The organism is Cuneatibacter caecimuris, from assembly GCF_004216775.1.
Classification (GTDB): Bacteria; Bacillota; Clostridia; order Lachnospirales; family Lachnospiraceae; genus Cuneatibacter; species Cuneatibacter caecimuris.
The window spans coordinates 291,889-317,231 of the sequence record NZ_SGXF01000003.1; the positions used below are offsets into that span (position 1 = coordinate 291,889).

General features: G+C 52.1%; 16 protein-coding genes. All 16 read left to right on the forward strand.

Annotated features, from left to right (window positions below):
- The first annotated feature begins 85 nt into the window (after positions 1–85).
- On the forward strand, positions 86–1,168 hold the full coding sequence (gene leuB, locus EV209_RS09615) for a 3-isopropylmalate dehydrogenase (protein ID WP_130435238.1): 1,083 nt from the start codon (positions 86–88) through the stop codon (positions 1,166–1,168).
- A 15-nt stretch (positions 1,169–1,183) separates the two neighbouring features.
- Entirely contained in the window at positions 1,184–2,845 is a 1,662-nt protein-coding gene (ilvD, locus tag EV209_RS09620) for a dihydroxy-acid dehydratase (RefSeq protein WP_130435239.1), read from the forward strand.
- Between the two features lie 14 nt (positions 2,846–2,859).
- Positions 2,860–4,548, forward strand: coding sequence for a biosynthetic-type acetolactate synthase large subunit (gene ilvB / locus EV209_RS09625; RefSeq protein WP_207220595.1), 1,689 nt, complete (start codon positions 2,860–2,862; stop codon positions 4,546–4,548).
- Between the two features lie 134 nt (positions 4,549–4,682).
- Positions 4,683–5,768: a 3-phosphoserine/phosphohydroxythreonine transaminase gene (gene serC / locus EV209_RS09630; protein WP_130435241.1), complete on the forward strand. Its 1,086-nt coding sequence runs from the start codon at positions 4,683–4,685 to the stop codon at positions 5,766–5,768.
- A 17-nt stretch (positions 5,769–5,785) separates the two neighbouring features.
- Positions 5,786–6,943 (forward strand): phosphoglycerate dehydrogenase, encoded by a 1,158-nt coding sequence (locus EV209_RS09635; protein WP_130435242.1) that lies wholly within the window; start codon positions 5,786–5,788, stop codon positions 6,941–6,943.
- Between the two features lie 431 nt (positions 6,944–7,374).
- Positions 7,375–8,025: a hypothetical protein gene (locus EV209_RS09640; RefSeq protein ID WP_130435243.1), complete on the forward strand. Its 651-nt coding sequence runs from the start codon at positions 7,375–7,377 to the stop codon at positions 8,023–8,025.
- Positions 8,022–14,585: a S8 family serine peptidase gene (locus EV209_RS09645; RefSeq protein ID WP_165388888.1), complete on the forward strand. Its 6,564-nt coding sequence runs from the start codon at positions 8,022–8,024 to the stop codon at positions 14,583–14,585. The genes EV209_RS09640 and EV209_RS09645 overlap by 4 nt, the downstream gene beginning before the upstream one ends.
- On the forward strand, positions 14,582–15,700 hold the full coding sequence (locus EV209_RS09650) for an Ig-like domain-containing protein (protein WP_130435245.1): 1,119 nt from the start codon (positions 14,582–14,584) through the stop codon (positions 15,698–15,700). Before EV209_RS09645 ends, EV209_RS09650 begins: the two co-directional genes overlap by 4 nt.
- A 263-nt stretch (positions 15,701–15,963) precedes the next feature.
- Positions 15,964–16,611: a hypothetical protein gene (locus EV209_RS09655; RefSeq protein WP_130435246.1), complete on the forward strand. Its 648-nt coding sequence runs from the start codon at positions 15,964–15,966 to the stop codon at positions 16,609–16,611.
- A gap of 7 nt (positions 16,612–16,618) precedes the next feature.
- Entirely contained in the window at positions 16,619–17,968 is a 1,350-nt protein-coding gene (locus EV209_RS09660; protein WP_130435350.1) for a replication-associated recombination protein A, read from the forward strand.
- A 16-nt stretch (positions 17,969–17,984) separates the two neighbouring features.
- Entirely contained in the window at positions 17,985–18,731 is a 747-nt protein-coding gene (locus tag EV209_RS09665; RefSeq protein WP_130435247.1) for a class I SAM-dependent methyltransferase, read from the forward strand.
- A gap of 97 nt (positions 18,732–18,828) precedes the next feature.
- Entirely contained in the window at positions 18,829–20,073 is a 1,245-nt protein-coding gene (locus tag EV209_RS09670; protein WP_130435248.1) for a DUF1015 domain-containing protein, read from the forward strand.
- Entirely contained in the window at positions 20,070–21,803 is a 1,734-nt protein-coding gene (recJ, locus tag EV209_RS09675; protein ID WP_130435249.1) for a single-stranded-DNA-specific exonuclease RecJ, read from the forward strand. Before EV209_RS09670 ends, recJ begins: the two co-directional genes overlap by 4 nt.
- A gap of 20 nt (positions 21,804–21,823) precedes the next feature.
- Positions 21,824–22,939, forward strand: a complete 1,116-nt coding sequence (locus EV209_RS09680) for a glycoside hydrolase family 88/105 protein (RefSeq protein ID WP_207220596.1) — start codon at positions 21,824–21,826, stop codon at positions 22,937–22,939.
- On the forward strand, positions 22,929–24,488 hold the full coding sequence (locus tag EV209_RS09685; protein WP_130435251.1) for a glycoside hydrolase family 28 protein: 1,560 nt from the start codon (positions 22,929–22,931) through the stop codon (positions 24,486–24,488). The genes EV209_RS09680 and EV209_RS09685 overlap by 11 nt, the downstream gene beginning before the upstream one ends.
- On the forward strand, positions 24,489–25,328 hold the full coding sequence (locus EV209_RS09690; protein ID WP_130435252.1) for a sugar phosphate isomerase/epimerase family protein: 840 nt from the start codon (positions 24,489–24,491) through the stop codon (positions 25,326–25,328).
- Positions 25,329–25,343: the final 15 nt, after the last annotated feature.

Below are 25,343 nucleotides of genomic sequence, written 5' to 3' on the forward strand. Positions count from 1 at the left end.
TTGCAGAGGGCGGATTTCCTTGCAAAATGAAGGAAAATAAGGTACTATGAAGGATACATAACTTGAGACAGGGGAGGATATTCCGATGGATTTTCGTGTTGCTCTGATTCCCGGGGACGGGATTGGACCTGAAATTGTGGCTGAGGCCAGGAAAGTGCTGGATGCGGTAGCGGTAAAGTATGGGCACCGGTTTACTTATGAGACATTGCTGATGGGAGGCTGTTCCATAGATGCCTGCGGGGTTCCGCTTACAGAGGAAGCGGTGGCGGCGGCAAAGGCGTCTGACGCAGTGCTGCTGGGCGCTGTGGGCGGTGACGTGGGCAATTCCAGATGGTATTCGGTGGCGCCTGGCCTGCGTCCGGAGGCGGGGCTTTTGAAGATCCGCAAGGAGCTGGAATTGTTCGCCAACATCCGCCCCGCATACCTATATGAAGAATTAAAAGCCGCCTGCCCTCTGCGGGATGAGATTATCGGGGAAGGCTTTGATATGGTGATTATGCGCGAGCTCACCGGCGGGCTGTATTTCGGCGTCCATGAGACAAAAGAAGAGGACGGCCTCAGAAAGGCCACGGATGTACTGAATTATAATGAAGAAGAGATCCGCCGCATTGCGGTAAAGGGATTTGAAGTTGCCATGAAGCGCCGCAAAAATGTGATCAGCGTGGATAAGGCTAATGTGCTGGATTCTTCCCGCCTTTGGAGAAAGGTTGTGGAAGAAGTGGCGGCGGATTATCCGGAGGTGAAGCTGACCCATATGCTGGTGGACAATTGCGCCATGCAGCTGGTGAAGGACCCGGCGCAGTTCGACGTGATCCTGACGGAAAACATGTTCGGCGATATTCTTTCTGATGAAGCCAGCATGGTCACCGGCTCCATCGGCATGCTGTCCAGCGCCAGCCTGGGGGCGGGAAAACTGGGGCTTTATGAGCCCAGCCATGGTTCGGCCCCGGACATCGCGGGACAGGGAATTGCCAACCCCATTGCCACGGTTCTTTCCGCAGCGATGATGCTCCGGTATTCCTTTGATCTGGACCGTGAAGCGGACGCGGTGGAGGCTGCGGTCAGACAGGTGCTGAAAGAAGGATGGCGCACCTGCGATATCTATTCTGAAGGAACGAAAAAGGTGGGAACCGCTGAAATGGGCGACCTGATCGCGGCCCGTGTATGACAGGAGGATGTTCAAATGAAAAGTGATGCAGTGAAATGCGGAATGCAGCAGGCGCCTCACAGGTCTCTGTTCCATGCGCTGGGATTTACAGAAGAAGAGATGAAAAAACCTCTGGTGGGGATCGTCAGTTCTTATAATGAAATCGTGCCCGGCCATATGAATATTGATAAGATTGTAAATGCCGTGAAGATGGGCGTGGCCATGGCGGGGGGCGTGCCGGTGGTATTCCCCGCAATCGCGGTGTGCGACGGGATCGCCATGGGCCATGTGGGAATGAAGTATTCTCTTGTGACCCGGGACCTGATTGCGGATTCTACGGAATGTATGGCTCTGGCCCATCAGTTTGACGCGCTGGTGATGGTGCCCAACTGCGATAAAAATGTGCCCGGGCTTCTGATGGCGGCGGCGAGAATCAATGTGCCCACCGTATTTGTCAGCGGCGGTCCCATGCTGGCCGGCCATGTGAAAGGGAAGAAGACCAGCCTGTCCTCCATGTTCGAGGCAGTGGGCGCTTATTCTGCCGGTAAGATGAGTGAAGAGGACGTGCGGGATTTTGAGCAGCATGCCTGTCCCACCTGCGGTTCCTGTTCCGGCATGTATACGGCAAATTCCATGAACTGCCTGACCGAAGTCCTGGGCATGGGCCTGAAAGGCAACGGCACCATTCCGGCAGTTTACTCCGAGAGGCTGGCGCTGGCGAAGCATGCCGGCATGAAGGTGATGGAGATGCTGGAAAAGAACATCCGCCCCAGGGATATCATGACAGAGGAAGCTTTCTATAATGCGCTGACTGTGGATATGGCTCTGGGCTGTTCCACCAACAGTATGCTGCACCTTCCCGCCATCGCCCATGAAGCAGGGGTGGAGCTGAATCTGGAAATTGCCAATGAACTGAGCGCGAAAACCCCTAATTTGTGCCATCTGGCGCCTGCTGGCCATACTTACATAGAAGAGCTGAACGAAGCGGGCGGCGTATACGCGGTGATGAACGAACTGAACAAGAAGGGGCTGCTGCGTACAGAATGTATGACTGTGACAGGGAAGACCGTTGGGGAAAACATCGCAGGCTGTGTGAATAAAAATCCCGAAGTGATCCGTCCTGTGGAAAACCCTTACAGCCAGACCGGAGGCATCGCAGTGCTGAAGGGCAATCTGGCGCCTGAAGGAGCGGTGGTAAAGCGTTCGGCTGTGGCGCCGGAAATGATGGTTCACGAAGGGCCCGCCAGAGTATTTGACTGTGAAGAGGACGCGATTGCGGCAATTAAGGGCGGGCAGATTATTGCCGGGGATGTGGTAGTGATTCGTTATGAAGGCCCTAAGGGAGGGCCGGGCATGCGTGAAATGCTCAATCCCACCTCCGCCATTGCCGGAATGGGCCTGGGTTCCACAGTGGCGCTGATCACGGACGGACGTTTCTCCGGGGCTTCCAGAGGGGCCAGCATCGGCCACGTTTCTCCGGAAGCAGCGGTGGGCGGCCCCATCGCTTTGGTGGAAGAGGGGGACCTGATACAGGTCAATATTCCCGCCAATACGCTGACTGTAAAAGTTTCTGAGGAAGAAATGGCTGCGCGGCGTGAGAAATGGCAGCCCAGGGAACCCAAGGTAACCACGGGATATCTGGCCCGCTACGCGTCTCTGGTGACAGATGCCAGCCGAGGCGCGATTTTAAAAAAATGACAGGAGGGATGAATATGCAGCTGACTGGTTCTGAAATTATTATTGAGTGCCTGAAAGAACAGGGTGTGGATACCGTATTCGGTTACCCGGGAGGCACGATTTTAAACGTATATGATGCGCTTTATAAACATTCTGATGAAATTACCCATATCCTGACCTCACATGAACAGGGGGCGGCCCATGCGGCGGACGGATATGCCCGCGCTACGGGAAAAGTGGGCGTGTGCATGGCTACTTCAGGGCCCGGGGCCACCAACCTGGTGACGGGAATCGCCACAGCTTATATGGATTCTGTGCCGGTGGTGGCGATTACAGCAAATGTGGCGGTGAACCTGCTGGGCAAGGATACCTTCCAGGAAGTGGATATCGCAGGCATCACCATGCCTATCACCAAACATAATTACATTGTAAAAGATGTTACAAAACTGGCGGATACCATCCGTGCGGCTTTCATTATCGCAAAATCCGGCAGGCCGGGTCCGGTGCTGGTGGATGTGACGAAGGATGTGACGGCCAACACCACAGAATATACGGCGAAAACTCCGGAATCAGTGCTTCCGGTGACGGACAGGATCAGAGAAGAGGATCTGGAAACTGCTGTTTCCATGATTCAGGAATCGAAAAAGCCTTTCCTCTATGTGGGCGGAGGGGCAGTGATTTCCGAGGCTTGGCAGGAACTGAGGGAGTTCGCGCATAAAGCAGATTGCCCGGTGACAGATTCTTTAATGGGGAAGGGCGCCTTTGACGGCAACGATCCTCTCTACACAGGTATGCTGGGAATGCATGGAACAAAGACTTCCAATTACGGCGTGACGCAGTGCGACCTGCTGATCACTGTGGGAGCCCGCTTCAGCGACCGGGTGACGGGCAATGCGAAAAAGTTTGCGGAACATGCAAAAGTCCTGCAGCTGGATGTGGACCCTGCCGAAATCAACAAGAATGTGCGCACCCACGCCTCTGTGATCGGAGATGTGAAGGTGGTGCTGCAGAAGCTGAACCAGAGGCTGGAACAGCAGGATCACAGCCAGTGGCTGGCTGAAATCAACGGAATGAAGGAAAAGTTCCCGCTGCACTATGATGATTCCAGGCTGACCGGCCCTTATGTGATCGAGAAGATCTATGAGGTGACAGGGGGAGACGCCCTGATCTGCACGGAAGTGGGGCAGCACCAGATGTGGGCGGCTCAGTTCTACAAATACAGCAGGCCCAGGACTTTGCTCACCTCCGGCGGGCTGGGAACCATGGGCTACGGGCTGGGCGCCTCTCTGGGCGCAAAGATGGGCAGGAAAGACAAAACTGTGTTTAATATCGCGGGGGACGGCTGTTTCCGGATGAACATGAATGAGATCGCTACTGCCACCAGATATAATATCCCGGTGATTCAGGTAGTGCTGAACAATCATGTTCTGGGAATGGTACGCCAGTGGCAGACCCTGTTCTATGGCCAGAGATATTCCGCTACGGTGCTCAACGACGCGGTGGATTTTGTGAAGCTGGCGGAAGCTATGGGAGCCAAAGCCTACCGGGTGACAAAAAAAGAAGAACTGGAGCCCGTGCTGAAGGAGGCCATGGAGCTGAATATTCCGGTGGTGATCGACTGCCAGATCGACTGCGACGACAAGGTGTTCCCGATGGTAGCCCCGGGGGCGGCAATTTCCGAATGCTTTGCAGAAGAGGATCTGAATAAAAAGGATTTTGGATGAATAGGATGGTATCCGGAAAAAGTTCTTGACGGAATAAAGTTTATGGATTAGAATACAATACATGTACTTTATTCAGATAAAGCAATAGCATGGTAGAGGATCGACGTATCGGCTGCCAGAACAGGAGGTAGGAAATGAGCAGAGTGTATAATTTCAGCGCGGGGCCGGCTGTGCTGCCGGAAGAGGTGCTGAAGGAAGCGGCTGAGGAAATGCTGGATTACAGGGGATGCGGCATGTCAGTGATGGAGATGAGCCACAGGTCCAAGGTATATGATACCATCATTAAAGAAGCAGAGCAGGACCTGCGTGATCTGATGAATATCCCTGACAATTATAAGGTGCTGTTTCTGCAGGGCGGGGCGTCACAGCAGTTCGCCATGATTCCAATGAACCTGATGAAAAATAGGACGGCGGATTATATTGTGACCGGCCAGTGGGCAAAAAAAGCGTACCAGGAGGCCCAGAAATACGGCCGTGCCAACTGCGTGGCTTCCAGCGCAGATAAGACGTTTTCATACATACCGGACTGTTCTGATCTGCCTATTGATGAAAAAGCGGACTATGTATACATCTGTGAAAACAATACCATTTACGGAACAAAGTTTAAAACGCTTCCGGATACAAAAGGGAAACCGCTGGTAGCGGATATCTCCTCCTGTTTCCTCTCTGAGCCTGTGGATGTGGCCAAATATGGCATGCTTTATGGCGGCGCGCAGAAAAATATCGGTCCGGCCGGCGTGGTGATTGCGGTTATCCGGGAGGACCTGATTACGGAAGACGTGCTTCCAGGCACCCCTACCATGCTGACCTACAAAACACATGCAGACGCGGAATCTCTCTATAATACGCCTCCCTGCTACGGCATTTATATCTGCGGCAAGGTCTTCAAATGGCTGAAGAAGATGGGCGGTCTGGAGGTTATGAAAGCCCGGAATGAAGAAAAGGCGAAGCTCCTTTATGATTATCTGGATTCCAGTAAAATGTTTTCCGGTACCGTAGAAAAAGAGAGCCGTTCCCTGATGAATGTGCCTTTTGTGACAGGGGACGCGGAGCTGGACGCCAAATTTGTGAAAGAAGCCAAGGCTGCCGGTTTGGAGAATCTGAAGGGACACCGTACCGTGGGCGGCATGCGCGCGAGCATATATAACGCCATGCCCAAGGCGGGTGTGGAGGCCCTGGTGGACTTCATGAGGAATTTTGAAGAAGAAAATCTTAAATGAGCAGGGGGAATGACAGAATGAAAATAAAATGTTTGAATCCCATTGCCCGGGTAGGGCTGGATCAGCTGGATGCGGGATATGAGATAGCGGAGGAGCTGGATCAGGCGGACGCCGTACTGGTGCGCAGTGCGGCCATGCATGACCTGAAGCTGCCGGAGGATCTTCTGGCGGTGGCCAGGGCGGGCGCGGGTGTGAACAATATCCCTCTGGATGCCTGCGCGGAAAAAGGCGTGGTGGTGTTCAACACGCCCGGCGCAAACGCCAACGGGGTTAAGGAACTGGTTCTGGCGGGGATGCTGCTGGCGGCCCGGGATATTGCCGGAGGCATGAACTGGGTGAAGGAGAACAGCGGGGATGAAAACATCTCCAAGGCCATGGAAAAAGCCAAAAAGAATTTCGCAGGTACGGAGATCCAGGGCAAAAAACTGGGTGTGATCGGCCTGGGCGCCATCGGCGTGCTGGTGGCAAATGCAGCCACCTCCCTGGGGATGGACGTCTATGGCTGCGACCCTTATCTGAATGTGGAGCATGCGCTGTCTCTGTCCCGTCATGTGCACCTGGTGAAAGACCCTTCAGAAATTTATCAGAACTGTAATTATATTACGATCCATGTGCCTCTGACAGAAGGCACCAGGAAAATGGTGAACCAGGAAGCCCTGGCGCAGATGAAAGGCGCGGTGCTGCTGAATTTTGCCAGAGACCTGCTGGTGGATGAAGAGGCGCTGGAGGAAGCAATCGTTTCAGGCAGCGTGCGCCGTTATGTAACGGATTTCCCAAATCCCCGCACTGCAGCTATGGAGGGCGTAATCGCTATGCCGCATCTGGGCGCTTCCACTGAGGAGTCGGAGGATAACTGCGCGGTTATGGCAGTGAGAGAGCTGAAGGACTATCTGGAAAACGGGAATATTGAGAATTCAGTGAATTTTCCCTCCTGTTCTCTGGGCGGCCTGAGGAAAGCGGCCCGGATCACAGTGCTGCACCGGAATATGCCCAATGTGATCAGCAGCTTCACCTCTCTTTGCGGCCAGGCGGGCGTGAATATTGCGGATATGATTTCCAAGAGCCGCGGGGAATATGCCTACGCCATGTTTGATCTGGATACTGAGCCGCCGGTTGGTTTTCTGACCCGGGCCCAGGCTTTGGAGGGCGTGCTGAGGGTGCGGATCCTGCAGTGATTTCAGACGCAGACGGCGGGTATTCCGTTCCGGTATTTCCGGCCGGGAACCCGCCGGGGAATCTTCGGGGCAAAACAGAAAAAACCATAATAATTTTTTAATATATTGATATTCGGGAAAATATTTTGAATATTAAAATATATCTTGACACAGTCATAAGAAAAGCTATAATTATAACTAGTGCTTTTACCAATTTGCTTATAAGGAATGACAGAAGAAAATCGAAGTCTGGCCCTTTCCAGATTTCAATTTTCTTTTTTTAGGGAATTTTACGCGGTAAAGCAATAAAGAAAAGGCGCTGGAAAGTGTATAACGGGAGCTGCCGCTGACGGAGATATTCTCCTGGAAACGGGGAGGAGATGAAGAAATCAGGGAGAAGGGCCTGCGGAAAGATCCCTTATTATACAAGTGATTATTTTAAGGAGGAAAATATGAAGAAACTAGCTGCATTGCTATTGACGGCGCTGCTTATGGTAACCACCGCCGTGTCAGCTTTTGCAGAGACAGAATCAAAGGATATCTGGATTGACGCTGATGTTGCAGTGAGCGCCGGCCAGGTGACAGTTTCCGTTGAAACAAACGGAAAGGCTACTGACGGCCTGCTGACTGTTACATATAATTCTAAGAGCCTGTCCTGCAAAGAAGAGGATGTGACGTTTGCATCCGGAGTGGATATGTTTTCTGTAAACGCAGCAGAGGAAGGCATAGTAAAAATCAGCTGGCTGGCCGGAGAACCGGTTCCTGCAGGAACGCTGCTGGAAATTGGTTTTACAGTAAAGTCAGAATATAAAGAAGGCGACGTGGCGCTGGGCGGAGAAGCTTTCGACCAGGACGGCGGCGCGCTGACCGTGGGCGACGATGTCCCGGGGCCGGAGGAATCCACAACAGAATCAGAAACAGAGGCGCCGGAAACACAGACTACGGAATCAGATGTGACTGAGCCGAATACCGAGTCCACCCCGGGCACGGGCGACGCCACTCACTTTGGCGGTTACATTCTGCTGATCTGCATCGGCGCGGCCGGATGCGCGGCAGCTGTATGGACCCAGAGAAGATCCAGAGAGAGGAGAGGTACAAAATGAGACGGAAACGTATAGCAGCATTAATAATGACATTCTGCCTGTTCGCGTCCTCCTCCCTGGTGAGCGCTGACGGGACTGCGTCATATGCGCAGCCGGAGAGCGCGTCTGCGGCGGAACAGACCACTGCTGAGGAACCCTCAGGCCCGATAACAGACAGGACAGAAGCAGGTCTGGACCCGGAGAAATATACCGGAAGCGACAATGCTTCAGAAACGCATCAGGGTGAGGAAAAGGAAAATCCTGATAATATTGCGGATCCCGAAAAGCTGACTCCTGTAACCGGTGAATCGGATGGCGTTGGCACTACTTCAGATATGAAGCCCCAGAATGAATCCGCAGGCGCAGGCAATAAAACTGCGGGGGATGAGCAGGGGAAGGACAGCGCTTCTCTGGATAATAAAGGGAAGGCTTCTGTTGAAAAGATTGACAGAGAGTCCCTGGATGTGGACCTGAAACAGGAAGGTTCCTCCAATCAGGTGGGCGAAGCTTTAAAAGATCAAAATGTATCAGAGGATGAGCTGGTACGCGTTATTATTGTGATGGATGGAAATTCCGTCATTGAAGGCAACAGCAAAGCTGAGCTGAACGCCATGACAAAACTGAAGTCTGTCTTCCTGGAAGCAGGCCAGAACGCGGTAGTCTCCAAGATCGAAGATGATGTTCTGGACGGCGGGGATGTCGATATCCGCTACCACTACACCTGGCTGCTTAACGGCGTGGCCGCGCAGGTGCCCTATGGGAAGATCGACGCCATTGAATCCATTGAGGGAGTGGACAAGGTGCTTTTGCAGCCTTCATACCAGCTGATGGATAAGGGCGCGGATACCTATACGATCTCTGACGGTTCGATGATTGGCCGTGAGGATACCTGGGCCAGCGGATATACCGGCAAGGGAATTAAGATCGCAATTATTGATACTGGTATCGATGAAGACCATCAGAATTTTGCTGCCATGGCGGCAGACCGGCTGACAGCAGATTCAGCCACGCAGGAAACGATCGGTTCTGTTCTGGGCCAGCTGAACGCTGCCTCCAGATACCCGGGACTGTCGGTTGACAGCGTATACTACAGCAATAAAATAGCCTATGGCTTCAATTATTCAGACACGAACCTCATAATCAATCACAGCACCGATTCTCAGGGAGATCATGGTACCCATGTGGCCGGAATTGCTGCGGCAAACGACCTGAACAACGGAGAGGCGGTAGGCGTTGCCCCCGACGCCCAGCTGTATGTGATGAAGGTATTCGGCCGGATCGGCAGCGCTTATGCGGAGGACGTGCTGGCTTCCATTGAAGACGCACTGATTCTGGACGCTGATGTGATCAATATGAGTCTGGGTTCTCCCTGCGGATTTACATCTGACGGTGAATTTTTTGATGATATCTACGGACGGGTAAATGAAACCAACACCATCCTGGCGATTGCTGCGGGCAATTCTGCGACTCTGGGCCAGGGCAATGCCTGGGGAACCAATTCCAACCTTGCCAGCAATCCTGACAACAGCACGGTCAGCTCCCCTTCAACCTATGTGAATGCCACCTCTGTGGCCAGCGTGGACAATGTGGGCATTAAGGGCTATTATTTTGAAACAGCCGGCAGAAAGATGTCCTACATTGAGGGCCAGAACGGAAGCAATCAGCCGATGATGAACCTGGCAGGGCAGCAGCTTGACTATGCTTTGGTGGAAAATTTCGGACAGACCATTGATGATTTTCTTGCCGCAGATGTGGCCGGTAAGATCGCAGTGGTTCAGCGCGGCGTTACTGCGTTCACGGAGAAATGTCAGCTGGCTGAAGAAGCAGGTGCGATTGCCTGTCTGATTTACAATAATACAGCCGGCACCATCAATATGGATATGAGCTCCAGCAGTTCTATGATTCCCTGTGCTTCCATCACGAAGATGGCCGGAGAATACCTGGTATCTGCCAAGGAAGAAAATCCCTCTGCAGTGATCCTCTTCTCCACGGACCAGGCGGTGGTGCCCAGCGAGACTGCTTACCAGATGAGCGATTTCTCATCCTGGGGCGTATCTCCTGATCTGTCCCTGGAACCTGATATCACGGCTCCGGGCGGTAATATTTATTCTACGAGAGATAACGGAACCTATGGACTGATGAGCGGAACCTCTATGGCGTCTCCTAATGTGGCCGGTATGGCTGCGCTGGTAACGCAGTATGCAAAAGAGAAGTATCCGGAAATGTCCGATGCGGAAATGCACAACTTTGTAAACACCCTGCTGATGAGCACATCCAGCCCTCTGGAATACGGCGATGGCGTGATGTTTTCTCCCCGCCGACAGGGGTCCGGGCTTGCAAACGCCTATAACGCAGTGAATACTGGGGCGTATCTGTCCGTAGACGGCGTGGATATGCCGAAAGCACAGCTGATGGATGATCCTCAGAAGAGCGGTACTTATTCTTATACATTTAAGGTGACAAGCATCACCAGCCATGCAGCTTATTATGATCTGTCCACTCTCCTGCAGACAGAAGGCGTAATGCACGATGAGGCTCTGGGGAAGAACTTTATGTCCATGACTCCTGCTGCTCTGGACGGCTCCTCTTCCGAAACCTCTGAAAGCATGGTATATACTTATGATTATAATGAGAACGGCCGGGTGAATACATCTGACGCCCGCAAGCTGTATCTCATGGTTCCCGGCGGCGAAGCGGACAGCGCGGATGATTTCTTCCGTTACAATCTGGACGGCGACGAGAATGCGGACAATGACGACGTGCAGGCATATCTGGACGCCCTGACAGGAAAAACAACAGGCGTTGATCTGAGCGCGCAGGTTCTGAAGGTAAACCCTGGTGAAACTGCTTCTGTTACAGTAAATGTACAGGTATCCGACGCCGGCAGGGCGTACATGGACGCGAATTTTGAGAATGGCATTTATGTAGAAGGCTTTACTCAGCTGGAAGCTATGAACCGTAACGGTGTGGATCTGTCCCTGCCTTATATGGGTTTCTACGGCGACTGGACGAAGGCTCCGATTCTGGATTCCGGTTTTTACTGGGAAAGCGAGGATGAAACTGAGTACAGCCAGTATACGAATACGCTGCTGACGCAGTTCGGCGAGGATGAGAACAGTGTTTGGGCTCCTGGTATCAATCCCTATTTTAACATAGAATTTGATCCGGATAAGATTTCTCTGTCCCCCAACGGAGATTCCTATGCAGACAGCATTGAGGACATTTATGTTTCTCTGCTGAGGAATGTGGCTGCAATGAAAGTTTCCTATGTAGGAGACGACGGCACTGTATATTTTGAAGAAACGATACAGAATGTGGCGAAATCTTTCTACCGGGATGACGCGGGAATGATCATTCCTTTTGTATACTCCCTGTACGGAAGAGGTTATGATCTGACGGATGCAGAGGGAAATGTTCTGCCCAATAACACCAAGCTCACTTTGAATATCGAGATGAACCTGGACTACAGGGAGCATGCCCAGAACAATTTAAGCGATAAGTGGCAGATTCCGATTACAATTGACACAGAAGCGCCGGTAATCAAAGACGCAGTAGTTTATGCAGAAGAAGGAACCGGAAAGCAGTATCTGGAACTGACTTTCAGTGACAATGTGGCGGTAGCCGGAATGAATTTCTTGAATAAGAGCGGCACCATGATCCTGGCCCAGTATCCTGTTGAGGATACTCCTGCCGGAGAAGACTGCACAATGCTGTTTGATATCACCGGTTTTGGCAACGAATTCACTGTGATACCGGGCGACTATGCGCTGAATGAAAACGCATACGTCATCAGAACGGAAAATAATGATCCGGTACTGGATGAGAACGCTTTGTACGGCTACCGTGTTCATGATGACCAGTACGGCGATGACAGTGTATATGGCTGGCTGGCAATTAATCCGGAGAATGCTGAAGCTAAAGTGCTGGACAGCGAGTACTACATGGACTATGCGCTGACAGCTGCTGAGTATGTCGGCGGGTATATCGTGGCAGTGGATGCGAACAAAGAACTGCTGTGCATTAAGCCGGGATACTGGGACGAAAGAAACTCTATTGCTTCACTGGGATTCTCTGTGAGAGAGCTGGCCTTTGATCCCGTGACAGAGAAGCTTTACGCCTACAGCGGTTCGGATTATGCTCTGTACAGCATTGACATCTATACTGGGGAAACCGTCAGGCTGACCTCAGAAATGGGCTTTATGGACACTGCGGTGGCTATGGCTTTTGGCAAGGATGGTAAGCTCTATGGTATTGATACCATGGGCAATTTGAAACTGATCAATGCAGCCAGCGGAGAATGGTCGGATCAGCTGCTTGAATTGCCTGCTGTCGTTGGCGGCTACCCGTCCTACGCACAGTCCATGGTCTATGACGATGAGCAGGACTGCCTCCTGTGGGCGTCTTATGTAGGAGAAAGCGGCACTCTTTATAAAATTGATGTTCTCAATAATTATGCTGTGACCGGAGTGGGAACCATTGCCGGCAATGCTGAGGTAGTGGGTCTGCTGAAGCTGGACGGAAGAGGGTTCAGCCTTCCTGCTGAAGCTCCTGCGGAAAAGATCAGCCTGCAGCAAAAGAGCGTGAGCTTGCTGCCCGGAGGCAGCCAGCAGCTGAACGTGGTTAAAACTCCCTGGTATGCGGTGACTGGAGATCTGGTCTGGAGTTCTGCTGATCTTAATGTGGCAGAGGTGGACGAATATGGAAATGTTACAGCTAATGGAGTGGGTGAAACCGAAGTAACAGTAAAAACAGCGGATGGGAAACTTCAGGCGGTCTGCAGAATTAAGGTAGTGAATCCGCAGGCAGATCTTACCGGGTTTGTAATGACTGGAAATACTATGTTTAATCAGTGGGTTTCCTTTAATGCCGGCAATACAGAACAGGCAAAGGCACTGACAGAAAACGGCATACTGGCTTACTATGCAGGCGAATACCTGGACGGGTATGTCTATGCCTACAGCGCGGCCACAGAGTTGTACAGAATCAATGCAGAAACAATGGAAGCAGAGAGGATCTCTGCCCCCAGAACAGACTTTGTAATGGCCGATATGGCATATAATTATGCGGATGGATATCTGTACGGCATCGCGCAGGAAACTGCAACAGGCCAGCCTAAGCTGGTGGCCATTGATGTGCTGACCGGCAAAATGCAGACCGTGGGAACACTGGTGGATGATAATGGTTATCCCGCCACTGCTCTGGCAATATCGACAGAGGGCACGATCTATATTCTTTCTGAATCCGGCGTCCTTAACAAATGGAACGCCCGGCTGGAGAAGATGGAGAGCATTGGAGCCACCGGCTACAGCGCTTCTTCCTATACACAGAGTATGGCCTATGACCACAATGGCGGCGGAATTTACTGGTCCATGATTTCAAACGGCGGACAGGTAGGACTGATGTACATTGATCCGGACAGCGGAAAAGCGCTGGCGCTGGGCGCTGTGGACAGCGGAGCGCAGATTTCTTCCCTCTATGTGGTGCCGGAAAATGTTCCTGAACGGGAGAAGGTTCCGGTGGAAAGCATGACAGTGTCAGAGGATCCCCTGGTGATGCTGGAAGGTGCGAAGAAATGCGTTCCGGTAGATATCCTGCCCTTTAATGCTACGGACAGAAATGCGGTTTGGACCGTTGAAAACCCCGATGTTGCCACAATCGAGAATGGCATAATCCTTGCGAAGAAGCCGGGAACCACAAAGGTGTCCGGAAGCCTGTCGGGACAGCAGGATGTACAGTTTACTGTACAGGTTATGAAGTCCGGAGGAAATATCAGAGGTTTTGTTCTGGCGGACCTGGGAAGCGGAGCACAGGATTTCTGGGGCCAATTTAAAGACAATGACCTTTCCAAGGGCGAGGGGCTGGCGGATGGTTCCGCCTATGCGCTGACCGCGGGAGAATATTACAACGGCAAAGTTTACGGATACGGCACTGATAATTCTACTTATGCGGGCCAGTTTATGGTATTTGACGCCCAGACATTTAAGATTGAGAAAACAGTGGTTGGAGATTATCCGGAAATGAGAGATATGGCCTTCGACTATTCCACCGGTTCCATGTACGCTCTTGGCGGCGTAAAGAACACAGAGGGAAATACTTCTCTGTATGCGGTGGATCTGAATGACGGTCAGGTTTATCTGATTGCAAAACTGGCTGCACGGATGGTTGCCATGACCTGCTCTGCAGATGGAAAACTGTACGGAATTGACAGTGAAGGTATGCTGTATCAGATTGGGAAAAATGACGGCAGCCTGATTCAAATCGGGTCTACCGGCTATTCTGCCAACCAGTATCAGTCCATGGGATATGACCATAACACAGGAAATATTTACTGGTCACAGGCTTATAATGATCCCATGACCTGGGCTACCACCGCTTCGCTGCTGATTGTGAACCCCAAAGATGCGTCAACAGTTAATCTGGGACAGATCGGCACAAATGGCTGCCTGGTTTCTGCGCTGCATACTCTGCCGGAGAAAGAAATACCGGTTCAGACCCCAGAAGTGACGAACGTGCTCCTGGACAGCGCTTCCATAATGCTCTATCCCGGTGAAACCGGCGAGCTGAAGGCCAAAGCGTTATGACTGAATCAGCGGAGTTTACATTTACATCTCTAAATCCTGAAATCGCGTCAGTAGATAAGAACGGCGTGGTGACGGCAAAGGACGAAGGAGAAGCAGAAATTAAGGTGGAATGCGGAAAAGCCAGCGCAGTCTGCAAGGTATTTGTTGCAGGCGACAGCGAGGTAATTTATGCATTGAATTCCACAGGATGGGAAAAATCCCCTCTGCTGAAGCCGGGCAAGATTTCTGAAAGCAAGAAAACTCCGGCAGACAGCGGCCTGGAAATTGCTAAAGCCACTTACTGCGACGGGTATTTCTATGCAGTGGACACCTCCGGTTACCTGTGGAGGTTTACAGAGGACATGAGCGCAGTTGAAAAGATCAGCAGTAAACGGATCGGGGAAATGCTGGATAACGGGGATGTCTTTGACAGCAGTTACGGTGTTCCTTCTGTTGTGGACCTGACGGCGGACCCGGTGTCAGGCAAAGTGTACGCCATGGTTGTGGGCGCATCTGAGATGGATTTCATGATCTATGAGGAATACTATATTTATGAGCTGGATCTGACCAGCGGTGCTGCCGCGGCAGCGCTGCATGTGCCGATGAACATTGTCAGCCCCAGGGAATTTGTATTTGCCGGAGAGACAGGGCTTCTGATCTATGACGGATATATTGATAAGATTTATAAAGCGGATCTGTCTATGGAAGATGGAGATTCCGCAGGCGAAGTAGCCTGGGTACAGTCTGATCTGGCAGCCGGCAGCAAGATGGGAATGGTCTACAGCCAGAAGATGGATTTGGCATTTATCGCCACGATCGATGAATATCACGGACACCCTATGGCGCTGTATGTGCTTGATCCTTCCACGGGTAAGTTCAGGAAACTGGCTGCAGCTGCCTATAACAAAAACATGGTGGATTTGGTCTTGCTGGAAGACCAGGTAAATGCGCTGTTTTCGGATATCCTGGGAACAGACCGGCCGGAACCTTCAGAGACAGCCGTTCCTGAGGAAACCAGTGCGGTAAATACTGAAGCTGAAACAGATTCTGGAGAAAGCACAAGAGAATCATTGCCTGATGCTGAAACTAAAACAGCAGAAGAATCCGCAGAGTCTGAGACAGAAGCAACAGAATAAATATGAATCTGCAGGATAATGGCAGATTGCAGGTAGATGATCCGGGGCGTGCCGCAAGGCCGCCCCGGATCTTCTTTAAAATAATAGAAAATTTCTTCTGGCTGAGTGAAAGTCCTTTGGAAATGAATACAATCCGATAAGGGTTTTGCTTATAAACAGGAAAGATCTCTGAACTTCCCAATTCAAAAACTTGTGTTTCATTCATATTGGAAGTATAATAAAAATGTAACGGAAACCCGGAGCAACCAGCGAGGAGGAGTTCTGTGAAAAAAAAATCTTATTTGGGGATATGCTGCCTGTGCCTGTTTCTGGCAGGATGCGGAAGCCGGGATATTGATGGGGTATCTGCTGTAATTACAGGAAACGATCAGAATGAGGAAAGCAGTTATGAAGAGGAGACGGAAATGAAAAATACTGACAAAACAGCGCCGTGGCAGGGTACTTCGGCTCTGGAACCCATTGCGCAGGGCAGCCGTTTTGTCCCCGTTCCTTCTTTTCCCGGGGAAAGCGGGGCAGGAAAAGAAGGAACGCCCGTGGCCTATGGCGGGACAGGTAAGGCGCGCACAGCTTACAGGGGCAGGGAGAATTCGGCAGTATATATTTCTTCCGCAGAAGAATTAAAGAAATATGCAGAAGCAGAGGGGCTGGAAAAATACGACGACAGTTTCTTTCAGGATCACGCCCTTGTGCTGGTGAAAGATACAGTGAACAGTGGCTCAGTGAAAATAGAGATTCAATCTATGAAAATGGATGGAGATAATATCTGGATTACATTGTCCAGGAGCAGCGCGTCAATGGGCACCGCCGACATGGCAACCTGGGTGCTCTGGGCCGAGGTAGACACAGGGCTGGAGGGATATGCCTGGAAGGTAGCAAATCCCGCTTCTCCGTCTGACCAGGAAAGCCGGTGAGAAGATGATGGATCAGTTGTCATTATTTGATGGACTGGAGGTCTACCATCCCCTGGCCAGCCGGATGAGGCCGGAAGACCTGGATGAATTTGTGGGCCAGGGTCATCTGCTGGGAGAGGGGAAGCTTCTGCGGCAGCTGATCGAGCAGGATAAAATCCCGTCCATGATTTTCTGGGGCCCTCCGGGAGTGGGAAAGACAACGCTGGCCGGAATCATCGCCCGCCGCACCCATGCCAGATTCATCAACTTCAGCGCAGTTACCAGCGGCATCAAGGAGATCAAAGAGGTGATGGTCCAGGCCGAAGACAGCCGCAGGATGGGGCTGAAGACAGTCCTGTTTGTGGACGAGATTCACCGTTTCAATAAGGCCCAGCAGGATGCTTTTCTGCCTTATGTAGAAAAAGGCAGCATTATTTTGATCGGGGCGACCACAGAAAACCCTTCCTTTGAGATCAACAGCGCGCTGCTGTCCAGATGCAGGGTTTTTGTCCTTCAGGCCCTGTCGGCGGAGGATTTATGTGAGCTGCTGAAGATGGCGCTGCGCAGCCAGAAAGGCTATGGATATCTGAATATTGATATTTCAGATGAAATGATTCATATGATTGCGGAATTTGCCAACGGAGACGCCCGCAGCGCGCTGAACACCCTGGAAATGGCTGTGACCAACGGAGAGATCAAAGCGGGAAAAACTTCGGTGACCATGGAAACCCTGAAGCAGTGTATTGGAAAGAAGAGCCTTCTGTACGATAAAAAGGGCGAGGAACATTACAATCTGATTTCCGCCCTGCATAAATCCATGCGCAATTCGGACCCGGACGCAGCGGTATACTGGCTGGCGCGGATGCTGGAAGCGGGAGAAGATCCTCTGTATGTAGCCAGGCGCCTGGTGCGTTTTGCCAGCGAGGATATCGGCATGGCGGACAGCCAGGCGCTGACCCTGGCCGTGTCTGTTTATCAGGCATGCCATTTTCTGGGAATGCCGGAATGCAACGTGCATCTGAGCCATGCGGTAATCTACCTTTCCATGGCGCCGAAGTCCAATTCTGCTTACATGGCTTACGGCCAGGCGAAACAGGACGCCCAGGAAATGCTGGCGGAGCCGGTTCCCCTGAACATCCGGAACGCCCCTACGAAGCTGATGGAAGAGCTGCACTATGGGAAGGGCTATGTATACGCCCATGATACGGAGGAAAAGGTCGCCAGAATGAAGTGCCTGCCGGATTCTTTGACGGGGCGCGTCTATTACAGGCCGGGAACAGAAGGGGCTGAAAGGGCGGTCAAAGAGAAACTGGAGAGAATAAAAGGCTGGAAAGCAGAGAGCAGCTCCAAAGGAGAAGAGGAGCAGAGCAAATCATGAAGAAACAGGAGATGAAATGGATTATATAGATATGAATGCCGAAACAATTGATCGCTGGGTGGAAGGAGGCTGGGAATGGGGAAAACCTGTTTCTCACGAAGTCTATGAAGCAGCACTGGCCGGCAGCTGGTCTGTGGTGCTCACTGCCGTAAAACCAGTGCCCAAAGAGTGGTTTTTCCCAATGAAAGGCTGCCGTATTCTGGGACTGGCGGCAGGAGGAGCACAGCAGATGCCTGTTTTTGCGGCCCTTGGGGCAAAATGCACTGTCCTGGATTATTCCAAGAAACAGCTGGAGAGCGAAAGGGCGATGGCCCGGCAGGAGGGATATGAGATTCAGATTGTGCGGGCCAGTATGACAGACCCGCTGCCATTTGAGGACGGTTCTTTTGACCTTATTTTCCATCCGGTATCCAACTGCTATATTGAGAAAGTGGAACCGGTGTGGCGCGAATGCTACCGCGTTCTGAGGCCGGGAGGCCGGCTTCTGGCCGGAATGGATAATGGAATAAACTATATTGTGGATGAAACTGAGAAAAGAATTGTACACCGTCTGCCTTTTAACCCTCTGAAGGACCGGGCCCTGATGGAAGAATTGGAAAAGGAGAATGGGGGCGTACAGTTTTCCCATACGATGGAAGAACAGCTGCGGGGCCAGCTGAAGGCCGGGTTCCGCCTGCTGGATCTCTATGAAGATACCAATGGCTCCGGTTATCTGCATGAGATGGGAATTCCCAGTTTTTGGGCCAGCCTGGCAGAAAAATAAGCAAAGCGTCTGCCTGTTGCGGAGCGCAGCAGCCTATGATATACTTTTCATGCAGATTGCAGTCAGAAAATCAGTGCGAATTACAGGAGGTAAAGATATGGCGATCGTAAGGCCCTTCCGGGCAATCCGTCCTGCCGCAAAGCTGGCGGAACAGGTGGCGGCCCTGCCCTATGACGTATATAACAGGGAAGAAGCCAGAGCTGCAGTACAGGGAAAACCGTTATCATTTCTAAATATTGACCGGCCGGAGACGCAGTACCCGGAAGGCGCAGATATGTATGGGGATCATGTGTATCAGAAAGCCCATGACCTGCTGGCCAGGCAGATCAGTGAAGGCGTCTATGTACAGGAAGAAAAGCCCTGCTACTATATCTATGAGCTGACCATGGACGGCCGGACACAGACAGGGATCGGCGCCTGCTCGTCCATTGATGATTACTGCAGCCAGATAGTAAAGAAACACGAAAACACAAGGGAAGAGAAAGAACAGGACAGGATTCGGCATGTGGACGCCTGTAATGCGCAGACAGGCCCTATATTCCTGGCTTACCGTTCGAATCAGAAGATCAGCAATGTGGTCAGAACTGTGAAGGAGGGAGATCCTCTGTACGATTTTGTCAGTGAGGATGGAATCCGCCACAGGGTATGGAGGATCTCGGAGGAGAGCCGGATTAAGGAAATCCGGGAGGGATTTGAAGGGATTCCCTGTACTTATATTGCAGACGGGCATCACCGGGCAGCTTCTGCGGTGAAGGTGGGGCTGAAACGCAGGAAAGAGCGCCCGGGTTATGCAGGAGAGGAAGAATTCAACTTTTTCCTTTCCGTGCTGTTCCCGGAAGAAGAATTGAAAATTTTACCTTATTACCGTGTGGTGAAAGATTTAAACGGCCTGACAGAAGCTGGGTTTCTGGAACGGATCTCAGAAGTATTTGATGTGGAAAAACGGGACGGCGCGGTGGAGCCCGGGAAGAAAGGGCAGTTTGGCATGTTTCTGAAGGACCGGTGGTATCTGCTGACGGCAAAACAGGAGATTTTGTCCTGCGATCCGGTAAAGGGGCTGGATGTTTCCCTGCTCCAGGACTTCCTGCTCCATCCGGTGCTGGGGATAGGAGATCCCAGGCTGGATGCCAGAATTGATTTTGTGGGCGGAATCCGGGGAGTGAAGGAGCTGGAACGGCGGGTACATACAGATATGGCAGTGGCATTTTCCACATATCCCACGTCGATTCAGGAGCTGTTTGCCGTGGCGGACGCGGGGCTTCTGATGCCGCCCAAGTCCACCTGGTTTGAACCGAAGCTGCGCAGCGGCCTGCTGATCCACAGCCTGGGAGAGCAGGAATGAAACAAGAGAAATGGAGAGTGCAGGGAAAAAAGGCTGATTTTGAAAGAATCGGCAAAGAGTTTGGGATCAGCCCCATCGTGGCGCGGCTGATCAGAAACCGGGACTTGACGGAGGCTGAAGAGATCAGGCAGTATCTGAACGGCGGACTGGATGACCTGAATGATCCTATGCTGCTGCCGGATATGGAAGCTGCCGCCGGGCTTCTGGAAGAAAAAATCGCATCAGGAAAAGCAATACGGATTATCGGAGATTATGATATAGACGGGGTTTGTTCCATCTATATTTTGTACAGGGGTTTGAAAGAGCTGGGGGCCAGGGCGGACTGGCGGATTCCCCACCGGGTGCAGGACGGTTATGGGCTGAATGTGCGCCTGGTGGAGGAAGCGGCAGCGGATCAGATCGATACGCTGCTCACCTGTGACAATGGGATTGCGGCGATAGAACAGATCGCCAGAGCCAGAGAGCTGGGAATGGCCGTGGTGGTGACGGATCATCATGAGGTGCAGGCAGAGCTGCCTGCTGCCGATGCGGTGGTGAACCCAAAACGTGCGGATAACCAATATCCCTTTCCCGGAATCTGCGGAGCCGTAGTGGCCTGGAAGCTGGTGACTGTGCTTTTCGCCCGCAGGGGAATGGAAGAAAAAGCAAAGGATTACCTGGAATTTGCCGCGCTGGCTACAGTAGGGGATGTGATGAGCCTGCAGGGTGAGAACCGGATTATTGTCCGGGAAGGGCTGAAGAAGCTGCGCTGTACCGCGAATCCCGGGCTGCGGGCGCTGATGGACTGCAGCGGAATTTTGCCGGAGAATCTGAGCGCCTACCATCTGGGCTTTGTGATCGGGCCCTGCCTGAACGCGGGGGGAAGGCTGGATACCGCAAAAAGGGCGGTGGAAGTGCTGCTGGCCGGAGAGGAAGAGGCGCCGGTTCTTGCAAGAGGATTAAGGGAACTCAATGAAGAGCGGAAGGATATGACGCTGCGTGGACTGGAACAGGCTGTGGGCATCATTGAACAATCATCTTTGCTCCGGGACCCGGTGCTGGTGGTGTTTCTGCCTGACTGCCACGAGAGCCTGGCCGGGATTATTGCCGGCAGGCTGCGGGAGCGGTACAGCCGCCCTGCGTTTGTACTGACCAGGACAGAAGAGGGACTGAAAGGTTCCGGGCGGTCCATTCCGGCCTACCACATGTTTGAGGGGCTGAACCGCTGCCGGGAACTGCTGACCAAATTCGGTGGGCATCCCATGGCTGCAGGGCTCTCCCTGAAAGAAGAAAATCTGGAAGAACTGCGAAAGAGGCTGAACCAGGAATGCGGGCTGGGGGAAGAGGACCTGGTTCCTACGGTCTGGATCGATATGGAGCTGCCCTTTCTTTATGCCACGGAGGAGCTGACGGAGCAGTGCAGACTGCTGGAGCCCTTTGGGAACGGGAATGAAAAACCAGTGTTTGCCGCGCGGAACGTGCAGGTAAACAGGATGAGCAGGATCGGAAAGTCCAGAAACATGCTGAAGCTGAGCCTTTCCGATGCTTCGGGAGCGGAACTGGAAGGGCTGTTTTTTGGAGACGGGGATGCATTCTGCGCATACTATGGGGAGAAATTCGGAGGGGAAGAGGTGGAGAAAGCATTCCGGGGAGACAGGAACAGTCTCCGTCTGATGGTGGCATATTATCCGGATATCAACTGCTATCAGGGCAGACGGAGAATCCAGATTGTGATCCAGCGATACCTATAACAAGAGAAGAGGAAAGAAAATTGAAATTTGAACAGTATATCCGGGACCATCTGTCGTATTTTGTTCCAGGGGATAAATGGAACTATGAAGACGGCTGCGTGCTGATGGGCTGCGTGATGATGTATCAGGCCACAGGAGACAAATTTTACAAAGATTTTATCATTAAATATATGGATGGTTTTATACGGGAAGATGGGACCATAGACCGATATTGCAGGGAAGAATATAATATTGACAGCATTCATTCCGGGAAAGCGCTGTTTTTCCTCTATGAAGAGACGGGGGAAGAAAAATACCGCAGGGCTGTGGAAGAACTGATGGATCAGCTGCGGACTCACCCCAGAACGAAGTGCGGGAATTTCTGGCATAAAAAAATATATCCCTGGCAGATCTGGCTGGACGGCCTGTATATGGCACAGCCGTTCTATATGATGTATGAGACAAAGTATAACCAGAAAGAAAATTATGGTGACATTGTCAGGCAGTTCCGGAACGTGCGGAAATATCTGTTTGATGAGAAGAAACAGCTGTACTGCCACGCCTATGATGAAGCAAAAGCGCAGCTCTGGTGCGATAAAAATACGGGAAAATCCCCGAACTTCTGGCTGCGCTCCATTGGATGGTACCTTCTTGCGCTGATCGACACCATGGATGAAATGTCCGAAGAAATTTATGAGCATTACCGGGCGCTGGAAGACCTGTTCCGGGAAGCCGTAAAGGGGATTCTCCGGTATCAGGACCCTGAGACTGGGCTGTTCTGGCAGGTGGTGGATCATCCGGAGGCAGAGGGCAATTATCTGGAGACTTCCGGCTCCGCCATGGTGGCCTGCGCGCTGCTCAAGGGCTGCAGGCTGGGCGCTCTTTCAGAAGAGAAATACGGCCATGTGGGCAGAGAAATTCTTCTTTCCCTGGAGGATCGGAGGCTGGAAGAAAAAGACGGCCGCCTGCAGCTGGGGGGCATCTGTTCTGTTGCGGGCCTGGGACCGGGAAGCGCCCGGGACGGCAGCATTGAATACTACCTGTCTGAACCGGTGGTCTATGAGGACCACAAGGGGTCCGGCGCCTTTATGATGGCTTATGCCCAGCTGCTGATGTATCAGAAGAGCATTGGGGAGGAGCTGCGCGATGGAGATTAATATTTTATTCCATACAGCCAGAAATGTGGTGTTTGAGATTCTGGACGGGGAGATCTATGAGGCGGAAAGCGATTACCGTGTGTTTCTGGACGGTGGCCTGGTGCAGGAGAGCCGGCGTACGGTCCAGAGCCTGTATGGGCTGCAGCCGGATACGGAATACAAATTGGCTGTGGAAAAGCCGGGGGAAGAGGCAGCCTTTGCGGAATTTTGTACGGACCGGGAATTTGTGACCTTGAATGTGAGAAAGTTCGGGGCCAGAGGGGATGGAAAGGCTGACGATACCCAGGCGGTCCAGGCGGCTATTCTGTCCTGCCCGCCGGAGAGCAGGGTTCTGGTGCCCCGGGGAATTTACCGGATCACCAGCCTGTTTTTAAAAAGCGGCCTGAGAATGGAGCTGGCGGAGGGCGCGGTGCTTGCCGCCGATCCCGACCGCAGCAAATATCCTGTGCTTCCGGGGATGGTCCGGAGCTGGGATGAACAGTCGGAATTTAACCTGGGCACCTGGGAAGGTAATCCGCTGGATATGTATGCTTCCGTCATTACCGGGATTCATGTGAAGGACGCGGTGCTCTATGGACAGGGAACCATAGACGGCAATGCCTCTTATGATAACTGGTGGAGAGATCATAAGAAGAAGCAGGGAGCCTGGAGGCCGAGGCAGATTTTTCTGAACCGCTGCGAAAACGTAGTGGTGGAAGGCATAACGGTAACCAACAGCCCCAGCTGGAATATCCATCCGTATTTTTCCGAAAACCTGAAATTCCTGAATCTGAGGATTCTCAATCCAAAGGTTTCTCCCAATACGGACGGCCTGGATCCGGAATCCTGCAGAAATGTGGATATTATCGGAATTTATTTTTCTCTTGGCGACGACTGTATCGCCATAAAATCCGGCAAAATATACATGGGAGCGAAGTATAAAACCCCTTCTGAAAATATTAATGTCCGCCAGTGCTGCATGAGGGATGGTCATGGTTCCGTAACCATCGGCAGCGAGATGGCCGGCGGAGTCAGGAACGTCATGGTAAAGGACTGCCTGTTCCTGCATACAGACAGGGGGCTCCGGATTAAGACAAGGCGGGGCCGGGGCAGAGATGCGGTGATTGATCATATTGTGTTTGAACACATCAGGATGGATCAAGTAATGACCCCTTTTGTGATTAACTGTTTTTACTACTGCGATCCGGACGGGCATACGGAATATGTGCGGGCCCATGAGGCGCTTCCGGCGGATGAGCGCACGCCTGAGATCAAAAACCTGGCGTTTCAGGACATCCGGGCTGACAACTGCCATGTGGCCGCTGCATTTATGGACGGGCTGCCTGAGAAAAAAATTGAGAGAGTGCTCATGGAGAATGTCTCAGTGAACTATGCCTCCCGGCCCAGGGCTGATGTGCCGGCTATGCTGGATGGAGTGGAGCCCTGTACGGGAATGGGGGTATTTGCCCGGAATATTCACGAACTGATCTTAAAAAATGTGCGGATAAGCGGGCAGAAAGGACAGGATTTTATCCTGGATCAGATCGACTGCCTGCAGAAGGAGGATTAAATGAATCTTGGAATCAGGGCGCATGACGTTAAGCCGCTTCCTTTTGAGGAACTGGTGAAAGAAATTCATGAAGAAGGCTTTGGGTGCTGCCATCTGGCGCTGTACCGCGCCGTTCGGGATTTTCCGGTGGACACAGCGGCCATGACGCCGGGACTGGCGATGTACATGAAAAAGGTATTTGAGAAAAACCAGGTGGATGTGGCGATTCTGGGCTGCTATAAAAATCTGGCCAATCCGGACCCCGCCCAGCTGGCGGAGATCACTGAGAGCTACAAAGCCCATATCCGATTTGCTTCCCTGCTGGGATGCGGAATGGTGGGGACAGAGACGGGAGCAGTGAATACAGAATACCGCTATGAGCCCGCCAACGGATCTGAGGAAGCGCTTCAGATTTTTATTGAGAATCTGAAGCCGGTGGTGGAGTATGCGGAGAAGCTGGGCGTGATCTTTGCCATCGAGCCGGTATGGTCCCATATTGTCTGCAATGGAGAACGGTGCCGACGGGTATTGGACGCGGTGAACTCTCCCAACCTGCAGGTGATTTTCGACCCTGTAAACCAGCTGAACGCGGAAAACTGCGAAGGCCATGAGGATCTCATCAAAGAGGCTTTTTCCTTGTATGGCAAAGAGATCGCGGCAATCCACGCCAAAGACTACAGGATCGGGCCGGACGGGCAGTTTGAGTCCGTGGCTTCCGGCTTCGGTCAGCTGAATTACAGCCTTCTGATGCACTATGTGAAAAAGATGAAGCCCCATATCCATGTAACCCTGGAGGATTCCGTGCCGGAAAACGCCCTTGCTGCCAGGGATTATGTGCTGAAAAAATACGAAGAAGCCTGAAGAACGGAGGAAAAG